Below are 14,505 nucleotides of genomic sequence, written 5' to 3' on the forward strand. Positions count from 1 at the left end.
AAGAATCATTTACATGAGAGGGGCGATATTTTCAGCTATATTAACTCGAAAAACGGCTCTGAAACCGATCGAGAGGAGAGTTGTGCCCGAAAACGAGATTTTTATATCCTACTGATTGTTAGTGTGTTGCTCTTTTCTCTCATCGGAGTGGCTTGAAAACGGATTTGACAACCAGCATCATCCGCCAACTTTCCCGGGCTCCATTTTTATATAAAACATCTCGCCCCGACCCTCATCCTTTTTGTCGGAAAAAGGATGTGGTATGGTAAGAAAAATATGGCGGTCGAGGTGTGACGAAAAAAGCATTTTTGCCTTTAACCATTGGGGCTGAAATAGAGAGTGGCAACAACTAAAGCATCCGATGGCAGGGATGGAAGGTCAAATAATAGCGAAAAAGCAGAATATCAGGGCACTAATATTTGGAGGAATGGTGGAGTATTTATAAATTAGCACTTGTGTTCTAACAATAGCTTAAACAAAGAATGAAAAAAGAGAGAGAGGCAAAGCAAAGAAATATTTTCACTCGCGTGTATCGGTTTTATGTGGATGGGTTCCGAAACATGACCTTAGGCAAGACCCTGTGGATGATTATCGGAATCAAGCTGTTCATCATGTTTTTTGTGCTTAAACTGTTTTTCTTCCCCAATTATCTATCCGGAAAAGCAGAGACTCCTGAGGAAAAAGCCAAGTTTGTAACCGAAGAGGTTATCAACAGACGGTGATGATGACACGGAATCAGAAGGACTAATAGTAATCAATTTAATATATTTTAATTTATGGAAATGATAGACACATCATTGATAGACTGGTCAAGGGCTCAGTTTGCTCTTACTGCCATTTATCACTGGTTGTTTGTTCCGCTCACTTTGGGTATGGGTGTTGTCATGGCTATTGCCGAGACGAAGTATTACAGAAGCGGAGACAACTTTTGGAAAGAAACCGCCAAGTTTTGGCAAAAAATCTTTGGAATCAATTTCGCTATCGGGGTTGCTACCGGGCTTATCCTGGAATTTCAGTTCGGTACAAACTGGAGCAACTATTCTTGGCTCGTAGGAGACATCTTCGGAGCGCCTTTGGCTATTGAAGGGATCTTTGCTTTCTTCATGGAAGCTACCTTTATTGCCGTTATGTTCTTCGGTTGGGACAAGGTCTCCAAGCGGTTTCACCTCGCTTCCACATGGCTTACCATCATAGGAGCAACGCTCTCCGCCTACTGGATTTTGGTGGCTAATGCCTGGATGCAATACCCTGTGGGGATGCACTTCAACCCCGATACTTTCCGCAATGAGATGCTCGACTTCTGGGCTGTGGCACTTTCGCCTGTTGCAGTGTTCAAGTTCTTGCACACCGTTATATCTTCCTGGATATTGGGTGCTATCGTTGTAGTGGGTATTTCGGGCTGGTATCTTCTTCGCAAGCGTCAGCAACGTTTTGCGATAGAGAGCATCCGCATCGCTTCGTGGTTCGGTTCATTGGCTGTGATTCTTACCGTTATCACCGGTCATACATCCGCTGTTCAGGTCGGAACATACCAGCCGATGAAGTTGGCAGCCATGGAAAACTACTACGAAGGTCGTACCGAAGCTCCTCTCAGTGCCGTTGGAATCGTGAACCCGAACAAGAAAGCTTATAACGATAATGTGGATCCGTTCCTTTTCAATATAGAGATACCTTACGGACTCTCCATTCTCGGTACGCATACTGCTTCCGGCTATGTTCCGGGCATTAAGGATATTATAGAAGGATATACCTCCAACACCGGAGAGGTGATCCCGTCCGCGGCAGAACGTATAGAGAGAGGCAAGATGGCTATCACCGCTTTGGCTCACTACAAAGAGGCAAAAGCAAAGCGTGATGATGCCGCTGCGGCAGAGCATAGAGCTGTTTTGGAAGAGAACTTCAAGCATTTCGGATATGGCTATTTCGACTCTCCGAGTGAGCTTATCCCTCACGTTCCGTTGTTGTATTACAGCTTCCGTGTGATGGTAACACTCGGATTTGTGTTCCTGTTGCTGTTTGCATTCTCTTTGTGGATGATTCGGAAGAATCGTTTGCAGCATGTGAAGTGGTACGGATACGCTGCCATAATCTCCGTTCCTTTGGTTTATCTCTGCTCTCAAGCAGGATGGATCGTAGCCGAACTGGGAAGACAGCCTTGGGCGATACAGGATATTTTGCCGGTGAAAGCCGCTGTATCCAAACTCTCTACCACATCTGTTCAGGTTACGTTTACGCTCTTCCTTGTCCTTTTCAGTATCTTGCTCATTGCCGAACTCGGTATCATGTTCAAGGCGATAAAGCAAGGACCAAACTTGGAAGATAAGCAAGAGAACAAGTAAACCCTATCGTATCATTCAGAAAAAAGGACTAATATGGATTCTTATATATTTCTTCAACACTATTGGTGGCTTGTAATCTCGCTTCTTGCAGCACTTCTTGTCTTCCTTATGTTCGTTCAAGGTGGGCAGTCGTTCATATTCACGATAGGCAAAGAACCTATCAACAGACGTATGCTGATTAACTCTGTCGGACGCAAGTGGGAGTTTACATTTACTACGTTGGTAACTTTCGGAGGAGCGTTTTTTGCCTCTTTCCCTCTGTTCTACTCCACAAGTTTTGGTGGTGCGTATTGGGTTTGGAGTCTCATCTTGCTCTGTTTTGTGATTCAGGCGGTATCGTATGAGTATCAGAACAAGCGGGGTAATGTCTGGGGATCTAAGACTTTCCAAATCTTCCTGTTCATCAATGGCATTATGGGTCCGTTGCTTATCGGTACTGCTGTGGGTACATTCTTTACCGGAGCAAACTTTATGGTGGAAAAGGATAATCTCGTTAATATAGGCAATTCGACCATTTCTTACTGGACCAATAGCTTTCACGGCTTAGAGGCGATCTGGAGTACCCCATGGAATATCATCCTTGGTATTGCGGTGCTGTTCCTTTCACGCGTTACGGGATTGCTTTATTTCATCAACAATATCGACGATGACGCTCTCCGTGCTCGTGCTCGCAAGAGCATCTTGCCCAATGCAGTCATCTTCCTTGCCACGTTCCTTGCATTCCTTGCATTCCTTCTTACAACGACAGGATGGGCTGTGGATCCGACGACGGGAGTTGTTAAACCCGAAGAGTATAAGTATCTTCACAACCTGTTGGACCTACCTGCCTTGATCGTTGCTCTCCTTATCGGAGTGGTCTTGGTGCTTTACGGCATCGGTCGTTCTGCACTTGATAAGAGCTTCAACAAGGGTATCTGGTATCAGGGAGTGGGTGTGGTGCTGACGGTGCTCGTTCTTTTCTTGCTTGCCGGATGGAACAATACAGCCTATTATCCCTCTTTGGCGGACCCTCAAAGCTCGCTTCATTTGGGTAATAGTTCGTCATCGGAGTTCACTCTGAAAGTGATGGCTTATGTTTCCATAGCGGTTCCTTTTGTCTTTGCGTACATCTTCTACGCATGGAGACAGCTGGACTTCCACAAGATCACAAAGGATGAGATGAAAGACAAAGACGCTCATATCTATTGATGTTGAAACAGTAAACGTTTAAGTTTTTTACCAAGCAGGGAATATGCAGACCGCTGTATATTCCCACTTAACTTTTATACCGATAATATCATGAAGAAATTAGTTTTGGGAGCATCACTGATGTTGATCCCCATGTTCGGGAGCAGTATAACGCCTCTTGCCGCACAAGTGCAGGAGACAACCCGTGAAAAGAGTATGGAAAAGCCGGAAAGAAGCCTCAAGTGGAAGGTTGCCATCGGTCGTTTTTCCAACGAAACGCAGTACGGCAAGGGCATCTTCTACAATCGTGAGAACGATCCTATGGCGAAGCAAGCGCTCGACATCCTCAGCACAAAGCTCACGGCTTCCGAGAAGTTCATCTTACTCGAACGCTCCGATATAGATAAAGTACAGGCGGAGATAGAGAAGGGAAACATCTCTCATAAGATTGGGGCGGACTATCTGATACTTGGTTCCATCACAGAGTTTGGTCGTAAAGTAACCGGTAAAGATGGGGTGTTTTCCAACGAAAAGAGTCAGATCGTGGAGGCAGGCGTCAGTATCAGGATTGTGGACGTCTCCACAGGAATGGTGATCTACTCCGAAGAGGGCAAGGGGTACGCAGAAACCACAGCCAAGACCACGCTCGGATTCGGAGGAAAAGCCGGATACGATGCCACTCTTAGCGACAAAGCAATATCCGGAGCCATAGATCAGCTGGTCGAGAACATCATCAACAAGTGTACCGATAAGCCTTGGAAGACCTATCTCATCAGTGCGGACAACGAAGCCATCGTTATTGCCGGCGGAGCTTCTCAGGGTCTGAAGGTGAACGATAAGTTTGATGTCTATACTCGTGGTAAGAGAGTCAAGAACCCTCAAACGGGTGTGGAGTTTGAGCTTCCGGGCAAGAAGACAGCCGTTATAAAGGTGGAGATGGTTGCAGGAGATACGCCGATGACTGAGTTTGCCATTGTAACCATCGTGGAGGGTGCGTTCGACTTCAACTCTCTCGACAAATATTACGTTCAGGAACAGGATAAAGAGTAAATATCAAAGACGATGAAAAGTATAAGACTTCTTTTTGCCACTCTTTTCGTAGCAGTGGCAGCATTGGGTTTATCGGGTTGCGGCTCTACCTCTTCCATACATGGCGGACGTGCCGATGTGGCATACGTCGTGGTGGCTGCGGCTCAAAACTATGTGGGAGAAATGGTCGCCGTGGAGGTGGATGGCGTTCACGTGGGCAATATCGAGGTTCTCAAAGAGAAGCACGTGGGCAAGAAAAAAGCCGGAATAGCCATCAAGCCCGGAAGACACACGTTGGTGTTGCGCACGCTTTCTTCCGGCAGGGTGATCAAAGAGCTTCAAATCTTTGTTTCAGCCCAAAGCTCCAAGACCGTATTGCTTCCTTAATCTCCGCCGAACGAAATGAAGATAAAGAAAATGCCGGCTCTCATGGCAGGTGTGGCAGGCATGGTGCTTCTGCTATCTTCTTGCGAAGCATCAAGATCCCTTTACAGCTGGTACTCTTATGAGGATGCCTCTTACAGGGCAATGAAGACACGCTCCGAAGAAGATACGAATGCCCTGATCGCAACCTACAAAAAGATCATAGAGAGACAGCTTGGATCTCGTCGGACAGTGCCGCCCGGAATATATGCCGAGTATGCTCTTGTGCTCATTAAGCAGAATAAAGTGGAGGAGGGGATAGAGATGTTTGAAAAAGAGATGGAGCTATACCCGGAGAGCAAGAAGTATATAAGTAGAATCGTAGAACAGTACAAGAAGAGATGAAAAAGCATATAACCCTCTCTCCGAAGCGGATGGCAAGAGCCTCCGCACTGCTCATGATGGCTTGGCTGATGCTCTCCTGCAGCGTTACCACCACTACCAGACGCACCGCTTATCCGAAGATGTACGAAGAGCGACCTGCTTCCATCCTTATCATGCCTCCTATCAACGAGACCAATCATGTGGAAGCAAAGGAGTTTTTCTTCACCTCTCTTGCACAGCCTTTGGCAGAGAGAGGCTATTACGTATTCTCTCCATTTCTCTCGATGGAACTGCTCCAACAGGAGAGCGCAAACGATGCAGAGGTTTTTGTAGAAGGCTCCATGAAACCGTTTCTTGACTTTTTCGGAACGGATGCAGTGCTCTTCACCCGAATAAAAAAGTGGGAGAAAGCGAGCCTTATATCTCAGATGTACGTGGAGGTGGAGTATCTCTTGAAGTCCGCCAAGACGGATGAGATCATCTTCCAAAAGAGTGCCAATGTAACGGTAGACCTTAGCGTCAATTCCGGTAACGGATTGGTGGATCTGCTTGCCGGTGCTATCTCCACAGCCGTAACGGATAAGATCGTCGCTGCCAGAAAGGCAAACCGGTTTATCCTTGCCGATATGCCTTTCGGACGATACTCTCCGGAGTATGGAAAAGATGGTGATATTCCTGCAAGAGAAAAGCATATCACTGCCGTGGTGAGGTAGTAAAATTGATTGCAAATAACGTTAGTGGGTGTGGCGGATATGGTTTCTGCCACACCCGTTTTCTGTTTACGAGACCTTTTCTCTGCTCTATGGTTATAAGGTAAGCCGGAATGAAAGTTTCATTGAAGCTGTTTGGAAAACGATTTATACACTGTAAGAAGTTTTGGTAAACCTTTTCACTGCTATAAATCGAGGTCTGATTCTTGAACTTTAAGGCTTGATTTGTGGCAGTCGGCTCTTGATTTGCCGGGATCAAACCTTGGTTCCCGATTTTATACACGTTCAAAGCCGGATGTGAAGCTGTATAACATAACTTCTAAAGCTGTTCGCATAGAATAGTAAACAAAAAAATCCTCCGCTCGGAAAGAGCAGAGGATTTTTTTGTTTCAGGATCGGAGCAAGAAGTATAGCCACCGATGTTATGATGTCAGACTGTGCTTACTCTACGTTCAAAGTAACGCGCTTGAAGTTTGTTACCGTAAGAGTTGCGCTTTCAGACTTAAGATACTGCTCTACAGTCTGCTTGTTGTCCTTGATATTATCTTGAGAAAGAAGAGTGTTTTCCTTGAAATACTTTTGCAGAGAACCTTCAACGATCTTGTCGATGATGTTTTCCGGCTTGCCGGACTCTATTGCCTTTTCACGAGCAATCTCTTTTTCTGTCTCAACAATCTTAGCAGGAACATCTTCTGCAGTGATACCCACAGGGTTCATTGCAGCTACCTGCATAGCGATGTTGCGTCCAACCTGATACTCTACCTCTTCGTTGAAACCAACGATGGTAGCCAACATGTTACCCGGGTGGATGTAAGAAGATACGCCGGTAGCTTCTACAAACTCGTAGAAACCGATCTCCATCTTCTCTCCTGTAACACCGATTCTATCTGTTATATGCTCTGCAACGCTTCTACCATCGGTCATAGGAAGAGCAGCAAGTTCTTCCATTGTCTTTGGCTTATTGGTCATAGCGCAGTCGAGTATTGCTTCTGTCAGTTTAATAAACTCTTCGTTCTTAGCCACGAAGTCTGTTTCGCACTTTAGAGCAACGATAGCGGCAAAGCCTTTTTCTGTTTTAGAAAGAACGCAACCTTCCGATGCTTCTCTGTCCGAACGTTTTGCTGCCACAGCCTGACCTTTCTTTCTGATGATTTCCATCGCTTTGTCGAAGTCGTTGTTGGCTTCTTCGAGTGCCTTCTTACAGTCCATCATACCTGCACCGCTCATTTTGCGGAGCTTGGCGATATCTGCCATTGTAACTGCCATTGTCTCTTTATTATTAAGGGTTATACGTTTAAGTTTTTGTTGCGTAAGAGCATAGGAGAAGCTCTTAGCGTTATTTGAAAAAGATAGACGTACCTTTCTGTTGCTCGGTTGGCGGTAGAAAAGGTACGTCTATCATAAAGATTATTTAGTGTCTAAGTCTTGCAGCTTTGCTGCGAAAGGGTCTGAAATTACTCTTCGTCGTTGTTCTTAGCGTACTTATCTACCAAGCGAGCGTTAAGTGCTTCGCTATCTTCTTGTTTTGTGCGCTCTCTACGAGCTCCGCTACGAGTGCGTCTTTCTCTCTTTACCGGAGTTGCTTCTTCTTCGTTTTTCTCGTCTGCCTTTTCGATCTTACGCTCAAGACTTCCTTCCTTGATAGCCTCGCAAACTGCATTGAGGATAACACTGATAGAGTCTTTAGCATCGTCATTCGCGGGGATTACGTAGTCGATGTTTCCGGGGTTGGAGTTAGTATCCACGATTGCAAATACAGGAATACCCAAGCGTTGAGCTTCACGTATGGCAATGTGCTCTTTAAGAACGTCTATTACAAATAGAGCGGAAGGAAGACGTCTCATGTTTGAGATAGAACCCAAAGTGCGTTCCAACTTTGCGCGTTGTCTTTCCACTTGGAGCTTTTCTCTCTTAGAAAGGTTGTCAAAGGTACCGTCCTTTGTCATCTTATCTATAGTGTCCATCTTCTTTACAGCCTTGCGGATAGTAAGGAAGTTGGTAAGCATACCGCCCGGCCATCTTTCTACTACGTATGGCATCTCTACAGACTCAGCGTATTGAGCTACGGTCTCTTTGGCTTGCTTCTTTGTGGCTACAAAAAGGATTGTTTTGCCTTGTGCAGCCATCTTTTTCAAGGCTTCAGCAGCCTCGTCTATTTTGGCAACTGTTTTGTGTAGGTCGATTATATGAATACCGTTGCGCTCCATAAAGATATAGGGCGCCATAGCAGGATTCCACTTTCTTGTGAGGTGTCCGAAGTGCGAACCTGCCTCTAATAGTTGGTCAAATGTTACTCTTGACATTGCGTTTACTTTCTTTTTGTGTTTAACACTTTCAACATGCAAGTAGATTGCCTTTCGGTCGATGTCTTGCAAGTTTAGATACTAAACGGTTGAATAAATAATTTTTGTACTGAATAGTTCGTTCTCCAAGGTTGATATTCGGAAAATGTACCGTAATATTAACGCTTGCTGAACTGGAATTTCTTACGAGCTTTAGGTTGTCCCGGTTTTTTACGTTCTACAGAACGTGGGTCGCGAGTCATGAATCCTTCTGCACGTAGTGCTGGTTTGTCTTCCGGGTTGATCTTCACCAAAGCTCTTGCGATAGCCAGACGAGCTGCTTCGCTTTGACCTTTGAAACCACCACCCTTAAGGTTGATTTTGATGTCGTACTTGTCCAGAGCCTCCAACTTAGCCAATGGCTGCTTTACTACGAACTGTAGTATAGAAGAAGGGAAATAGCGTTCCAGCTCTTTCTTGTTGATAACAATCTTTCCACTGCCTGCTTTTACGTAAACACGTGCCACTGCAGCTTTTCTACGGCCTATAGCATTTATCTGTTCCATAATTACTTAAGAGTGTTGATGTCTATGCTTTTAGGTTGTTGAGCTTGATGAGCATGCTCCTCTCCGCTATACACATAAAGGTTCTTAATAATCTTGTCGCCAAGACGGTTCTTAGGCAACATACCTTTTACTACTTTTCTGAAAAGTCTGTCCGCACCCTTATCCATGAGGCGTTTTGGAGTCATTACTCTTTGTCCTCCCGGGTATCCGGTGTGTGATAGGTACTCTCTACCTGTCCATTTGTTTCCGGTCAGAACTACTTTGTCTGCATTGATAACGATAACGTTATCACCACAATCAACGTGTGGAGTGAAGTTCGGCTTGTACTTGCCACGCAGTAGCTTTGCTACCTTAGAGCATAGTCTTCCGAGAGATTGGCCTGTTGCATCTACAACGACCCACTCTTTTGTCACAGTTGCCTTGTTTGCAGAAATGGTCTTGAAACTTAAAGTATCCACTTTCTATAAACTTTTTTGTTGGTAAATAAAATGTTCGACCTTTGCTCTCTTGCCATCGAGCGGACACACTCATTGTGCAAATCTGCTCCGGTCTAACGGTTCATACAAAGAGACCCATAGGGTCCCGGTTGATAATAATCGGCTTGCAAATGTACGACTTTTTTTTCAATTAGCCATACGATCTTGTTCCCCTCCTTTTCTTCCTTTTTCATTCAACCTCCTCTTGCTCATTTTTACATATTCCATCCCGATCGCTTCCCCTCTCGAAATGCTCTCTCTATTTTGATTGAAGGTGGTGTTTTCAGAGGGGTGCCGAATTTGTTAAATCATCCCGTTTTATTAACATTATTTTTGACACATGTTCACCCAAAACGCTAAACAAGCATATTGTTTCGGCTTAACGTGTTTAATTTTTCAATGAACACGTTTACTGATTTCATTTAATACGTTTACCGGATTCGATTAAAGTGTTTAGCCGAAATCATCAAAACGCTAAATATCAATCGATTACCTGTTTTTACCCTAAAAAGCACCTGAAAAGGAAGATTTCTTTATTAGGAAACGTTTACAGGTTTGGGTGCTAAAATTTACACCAATTAACGCGAAAAACGCCCATGAAACGGACTGAGAAAAAATTTTTTCCGAATTCGCGATTTTTTGTATTCGGTTGAGATATAAAGATTTAGGAGAATAGAGAAATTTTTCCGAGCTGAAACCGGTTCGGAGAAGAGGTTTTCGGAGGCATTTTCAGGAAGTCCGTTTTTATATAAAAGTGCGTTCCGAAACTCCCTTTTTTACCCCTGCTTTATGCTTTGGTTGATCTCTTCGATGTACTCCAAAAGTTCGTCCGCACCTCTTAGCTTTTCGCCGGAAGTGATGAAGATGGGAGGGAGTTCTTCCCAGCTTTTCAGCAGTTCGTTTTTGTAGTTCTCTATATTTTGCCGGAGCTTGGTCTCGGAGAGTTTGTCGCTCTTTGTGAAGACGATGGAGAATGGTATGCCATGCTCGCCCATCTGCTCTATGAAAGCGATGTCTATACTCTGCGGTTCGTGACGACAGTCTATGAGGATGAATAGATTGGTCAGATTTTCCGAGCCTAAGATATAGGCTTTTATCAGTTTACGAAATCCCTCTCGGATGTTTTTAGGTGTCTTGGCATAGCCGTAGCCCGGAAGGTCTACGATGTAGAAGCTGTCGTTGATGTTGAAATAGTTGAGAAGCTGTGTCTTTCCGGGTTTTTGTGAAGTCTTGGCAAGCCCTTTTCTACCGGTAAGCATGTTGATCAGTGTGGACTTTCCCACATTGGATCTGCCGATGAAAGCGTACTCCGGTCTGCCGTCGCTGTTGGGCGTCTGTGATGGAGCACTGCAACTCTTAACAAATTCTGCTGTCGAAATCTTCATATTCTCTCTCTGTTTTCTTTTATACTTCTATTTCGAGGAAGGTCGGGGATGTGGTTGAGATAAAAGTACCGAGCTCTGTTTTCTTTTATACTTCTATTTCGAGCCGGGAAGAGAGGTAGCTCTTTATCTCTTCCAAGTTGTCCGGAGAAAACCATACTATATCTTCCGCCTTTCTGTACCATGTCAGCTGTTTTCGGGCATAGATTCGGGTGTTTTTCTTCATCTTTGCCACAGCCTCTTCCAATGTGCATTTCTCGTCGAGATACTCGAATATCTCTTTATACCCGACCGTGTTCAGGGCATTGAGTGTGCGGTAGGGCAAAAGAGCCTTGACCTCGTCTACGAGTCCGCTCCGAACCATTTCGTCCACCCTCCGGTTGATTCTGTCGTAGAGTTCAGCCCTGTCCCGGTTGAGCCCTATACGAATGACTCGGAAAGGACGTTGCTTGGCACTCCGGCGATGAAACGAGGAGAAGGGGAGACCTGTGGTGAGATAGACTTCCAAGGCGTGGAGGATGCGTTTGTAGTTGTTCCGATCCACTTTGGTCAGATACTCCGGATCTGCTTTTTCGAGTTGCTTTAAGGCAAACCCGATACCCTCGTTGTCGTATTGTTCATACAGCTCTCGGCGGATGTCCGGATCTACATCGGGGATCTCGTCTATCCCGAAACAGAGTGCATCCGTGTACATCATGGAACCTCCGCAAAGGATAGCCACGGGTGTCTGCTTGAAATAAGAGGAGAGCTTCTCCATCGCCAAAGCCTCGAATGCAGAGGCACTGAAATAGTCCGTTACGCTCTTGAACCCGATGAAGTGATGCGGTACGGCTGCCAACTCTTCGGGTGTGGGAGCTGCCGTGCCTATGACCATCTCTTTGTAGATCTGGCGAGAGTCGGACGAGAATATCTCCACACCGCTCCCCAACCACTTGGCAAGGGCTATGGATAAAGCTGTTTTGCCCACTCCTGTCGGTCCTAAAAGGACGATGAGAGCAGGCAAATGTTTATCAGTAGAGCGAGTCTTCATCCAATCCGAAACCGGCTTCGTCCAGCTCGTCAAGTGATGCAAACTCGGTGCCTTCAAAGTCGTCGAACTCATCATTAAAGCCAAACTCATCTTCTCGTGATGCTTTGGCTCCCTTCTTGGTGGGTTCTTCGGCAAGAAGCGCTTCTATATCTTCGCCTTGTCGAGGAGGTTCACCTTCGGAACGTACCACCTTGGGCAGACCTTTTTCTTTCTCGAAGATGATCTCTCTCAGCTCTACAAAGAATGCTCTATTGCCCATCATGTCGAAGACGTACATCAGCTTTTGCTTCTCTTCAGTGAGAAGATCGTCCAGTGTGGTCTTGTCCATGAGGTAGATATCTTCTTCCGGATTCATCCTCAAATCCATGATGTGAACCTCTTTTTCTTTCTGCCACGCATCATCGCAGATGTAGAAGCAGGAGAGTTGGTCTTTTGCGTAGCCGACGCTTTCCTGTATGATGTTGCAGAGATCCGAGAACTTTGCTCCGGCTTCAATCTTTATGTCTCGTCTGAAACCGGGTACCTCGTTGGAAACTATTACAAATCTGTATATCATTGTGTATAACTCTGAAAAATCTCTTGGGAATAAAACATTAGTCCATAGCGCCTCGCACCACTCCTCGTTTGGACTCCTTTATGAAGTAGTATATGGCATCTCTTTCCGGTGTCTCCGGATACTCTTTTTCTATCGCCTCCAAAGCATCGGTGGTATTGAGTCCTTTGCTGTAAATGGTACGGTAGATGTCGTTGATGAGGAAGATCTGATCGTTGGTGAAACCTCTTCTGCGAAGTCCCACAATGTTGATACCGCAGTAGCATATCGGCTCTCGTCCGATGAGTGAGTATGGCGGGATGTCTTTGGTAACTCGGCTTCCTCCCTGGATCATCACATGACATCCGATGCGGACAAACTGATGGACGAGTACGCCGCCGCTTATGATGGCATGGTCTGCCACTTCTACCTCTCCGGCAACCTGTGTTGCATTGCCGAGAATGATGTTGTTGCCCAACTCGCAGTCGTGTGCGACGTGTGAGTATGCCATGAGAAGACAGTTGCTGCCCACTTTTGTATAACCTTTGGATGCTGTCCCTCTGTTGATGGTGGCGCATTCCCTGATCACGGTATTGTCTCCAACGTGGGTGAGAGTCTCTTCTCCGACAAACTTCAAATCTTGCGGAATGCCACTGATGACGGCTCCGGGATGTATCTGACAGTTGCTGCCGATCCTTGCACCCCAGCGTACAATAGCGTGCGGATGCAGTACGGTCTTGTCTCCTATCTCTACATTATCTTCTACGATGGCGAATGGGCCTATCTCTACATCTTTTCCAAGCTTTGCATTGGGATGTACCACAGCCAGAGGGCTTATCTTTGGATTGTCCATGATTCTCTTTACTTGTTTTTTGTGATCTGGGCCATAAACTCCGCTTCAGCTACCAACTTCTCCCCGACAAAGGCAAGACCTCTCATGTTGGATATGCCTCTGCGTGGCTCGGCAAGCAGTTGAAGACGGAAAAGTAGCGTGTCTCCGGGTACGACTTTATGGCGGAACTTCACGTTGTCTATCTTCATGAAATAGGTGCTGTACTGCTCCGGTTCGGAGAGTTGTTGCAGGATAAGAAGTCCGCCAACCTGAGCCATCGCTTCTATAAGCAGGACGCCCGGCATTACAGGCTCGTCCGGGAAGTGCCCTTGGAAGAATGGTTCGTTGGATGTAACGTTCTTCACGCCCACGATGTGCATGGATCCTATCTCTATGATCTTATCTACCAGCAAGAACGGATAGCGGTGCGGAAGAAGAGCTTTCACCTCTTTGACATCGAGTAGAGGCGCTGCGTTGGGATCATATACCGGTGCTTGTGCTTCATTCAGGCGAATATCCTTGCGGATCTGCTGTGCCAAGACGTTGTTGATACTGTGTCCCGGACAGGTCGCGATCACTCTTCCCTTGATTCTTTTACCGATGAGGGAGAGGTCTCCAAGCAGATCCAGCAGTTTGTGTCTTGCCGGTTCGTTGTTGAAGACCAAAGGTTTATTGTTGATATATCCAAGGTCTGCGGCATTCTTTTTCTCCACTCCCATCAGCTCGGAAAGCGAATCCAGCTTCTCCTGAGTGAGTACCTGATCATATATTACTATGGCATTGTCGAGGTCGCCACCCTTTATGAGGTTGTTGTCCAAGAGTTGCTCTATCTCTCTTACGAACACAAATGTTCTGGCAGCCGCAATATCCTTTTCAAAGTCTGCGATAGAGTCCAGAGAGGCGTACTGATTGGAGAGTATCGGAGAGTCGAAAGAGATCAGGACATTCAGTCCGAAGCTGTCGTCCGGAAGGATAATCAAAGAAGACTTGCCATCTTCGGACGATACCTCTATCTTTTTCTTCACAACATAGTAATCTCTCAGATGCTCCTGCTCAACGATACCGACCTTCTTGATTCCTTCAAGAAAATGGATGGAGCTACCGTCCAAAATCGGGAATTCAGGAGCGTTCACCTCTATCAGACAGTTATCTACACCCATGGCATAAAGCGCAGCCATGGCGTGCTCCACTGTGCTTACGTGTGCGCCGTTATCGCGTAGGACGGTGCCTCTATTGGTCTGAGCCACATTCTCAGCAAGAGCCGCAATGATCGGTTTATTCTCCAAATCGACCCGCTTTATCTTTATGCCGTGATTGTCCGGTGCGGGATGAAAGGTGATTGCAATCTCTAAACCGGTGTGAAGTCCCTTGCCGGAAAGGCTGAACGACTCTTTGAGTGTATGCTGTTTCATC

The 14,505-nt window shown here is 45.9% G+C and carries 16 protein-coding genes; 7 read left to right on the plus strand and 9 right to left on the minus strand.

Going from position 1 to position 14,505, the window contains the following annotated elements:
* Positions 1 to 482 precede the first annotated feature (482 nt).
* The 7 genes from HQ29_RS04440 (at position 483) to HQ29_RS04470 (ending at position 5,995) form a co-directional block, all read left to right on the plus strand.
* Positions 483 to 722, plus strand: coding sequence for a DUF4492 domain-containing protein (locus tag HQ29_RS04440; RefSeq protein ID WP_036791565.1), 240 nt, complete (start codon positions 483 to 485; stop codon positions 720 to 722).
* 54 nt (positions 723 to 776) lie between these two features.
* The gene (locus HQ29_RS04445) at positions 777 to 2,339 is read left to right on the plus strand and encodes a cytochrome ubiquinol oxidase subunit I (protein ID WP_036845672.1); all 1,563 of its coding nucleotides are present in this window, start codon (positions 777 to 779) and stop codon (positions 2,337 to 2,339) included.
* Between the two features lie 33 nt (positions 2,340 to 2,372).
* The gene (locus tag HQ29_RS04450; RefSeq protein WP_036867749.1) at positions 2,373 to 3,527 is read left to right on the plus strand and encodes a cytochrome d ubiquinol oxidase subunit II; all 1,155 of its coding nucleotides are present in this window, start codon (positions 2,373 to 2,375) and stop codon (positions 3,525 to 3,527) included.
* Between the two features lie 90 nt (positions 3,528 to 3,617).
* Positions 3,618 to 4,556: a CsgG/HfaB family protein gene (locus HQ29_RS04455; RefSeq protein ID WP_036864033.1), complete on the plus strand. Its 939-nt coding sequence runs from the start codon at positions 3,618 to 3,620 to the stop codon at positions 4,554 to 4,556.
* Positions 4,557 to 4,568: 12 nt separating this feature from the next.
* Positions 4,569 to 4,922 carry a hypothetical protein gene (locus tag HQ29_RS04460; protein WP_036867752.1) on the plus strand — a complete coding sequence of 118 codons (354 nt, stop codon included), beginning with the start codon at positions 4,569 to 4,571 and terminating at the stop codon, positions 4,920 to 4,922.
* Between the two features lie 15 nt (positions 4,923 to 4,937).
* Positions 4,938 to 5,303 carry a DUF4810 domain-containing protein gene (locus tag HQ29_RS04465; protein ID WP_052079432.1) on the plus strand — a complete coding sequence of 122 codons (366 nt, stop codon included), beginning with the start codon at positions 4,938 to 4,940 and terminating at the stop codon, positions 5,301 to 5,303.
* On the plus strand, positions 5,300 to 5,995 hold the full coding sequence (locus tag HQ29_RS04470; protein ID WP_052089807.1) for a GNA1162 family protein: 696 nt from the start codon (positions 5,300 to 5,302) through the stop codon (positions 5,993 to 5,995). Before HQ29_RS04465 ends, HQ29_RS04470 begins: the two co-directional genes overlap by 4 nt.
* 438 nt (positions 5,996 to 6,433) lie before the next feature.
* Here the strand turns inward: HQ29_RS04470 and tsf are convergent, their stop codons facing one another.
* The 9 genes from tsf to HQ29_RS04515 form a co-directional block, all read right to left on the minus strand.
* Positions 6,434 to 7,258 carry a translation elongation factor Ts gene (tsf, locus tag HQ29_RS04475; RefSeq protein ID WP_036791581.1) on the minus strand — a complete coding sequence of 275 codons (825 nt, stop codon included), beginning with the start codon at positions 7,256 to 7,258 and terminating at the stop codon, positions 6,434 to 6,436.
* A gap of 188 nt (positions 7,259 to 7,446) precedes the next feature.
* Positions 7,447 to 8,295, minus strand: coding sequence for a 30S ribosomal protein S2 (gene rpsB / locus HQ29_RS04480; protein ID WP_036867754.1), 849 nt, complete (start codon positions 8,293 to 8,295; stop codon positions 7,447 to 7,449).
* A 158-nt stretch (positions 8,296 to 8,453) separates the two neighbouring features.
* The gene (rpsI, locus tag HQ29_RS04485; RefSeq protein ID WP_036791584.1) at positions 8,454 to 8,840 is read right to left on the minus strand and encodes a 30S ribosomal protein S9; all 387 of its coding nucleotides are present in this window, start codon (positions 8,838 to 8,840) and stop codon (positions 8,454 to 8,456) included.
* 2 nt (positions 8,841 to 8,842) lie between these two features.
* A complete protein-coding gene (rplM, locus tag HQ29_RS04490) occupies positions 8,843 to 9,298 on the minus strand; it encodes a 50S ribosomal protein L13 (RefSeq protein ID WP_036867756.1) in 456 nt (151 codons plus the stop codon).
* Between the two features lie 794 nt (positions 9,299 to 10,092).
* Complete coding sequence (yihA, locus tag HQ29_RS04495; RefSeq protein WP_036867758.1) at positions 10,093 to 10,701, minus strand: ribosome biogenesis GTP-binding protein YihA/YsxC; 609 nt, start codon at positions 10,699 to 10,701, stop codon at positions 10,093 to 10,095.
* An 85-nt stretch (positions 10,702 to 10,786) separates the two neighbouring features.
* Positions 10,787 to 11,728, minus strand: a complete 942-nt coding sequence (gene miaA, locus HQ29_RS04500; protein ID WP_394332364.1) for a tRNA (adenosine(37)-N6)-dimethylallyltransferase MiaA — start codon at positions 11,726 to 11,728, stop codon at positions 10,787 to 10,789.
* Positions 11,709 to 12,284, minus strand: a complete 576-nt coding sequence (locus tag HQ29_RS04505; RefSeq protein ID WP_036845692.1) for an IS1096 element passenger TnpR family protein — start codon at positions 12,282 to 12,284, stop codon at positions 11,709 to 11,711. Before HQ29_RS04505 ends, miaA begins: the two co-directional genes overlap by 20 nt.
* 37 nt (positions 12,285 to 12,321) lie before the next feature.
* Entirely contained in the window at positions 12,322 to 13,113 is a 792-nt protein-coding gene (gene lpxA, locus HQ29_RS04510; protein ID WP_036845695.1) for an acyl-ACP--UDP-N-acetylglucosamine O-acyltransferase, read from the minus strand.
* 8 nt (positions 13,114 to 13,121) lie between these two features.
* A complete protein-coding gene (locus HQ29_RS04515) occupies positions 13,122 to 14,504 on the minus strand; it encodes a bifunctional UDP-3-O-[3-hydroxymyristoyl] N-acetylglucosamine deacetylase/3-hydroxyacyl-ACP dehydratase (RefSeq protein ID WP_036791598.1) in 1,383 nt (460 codons plus the stop codon).
* Position 14,505 lies beyond the last annotated feature (1 nt).

Origin of the sequence: Porphyromonas canoris (assembly GCF_000765975.1) — a bacterium.
GTDB classification, from domain to species: Bacteria; Bacteroidota; Bacteroidia; order Bacteroidales; family Porphyromonadaceae; genus Porphyromonas_A; species Porphyromonas_A canoris.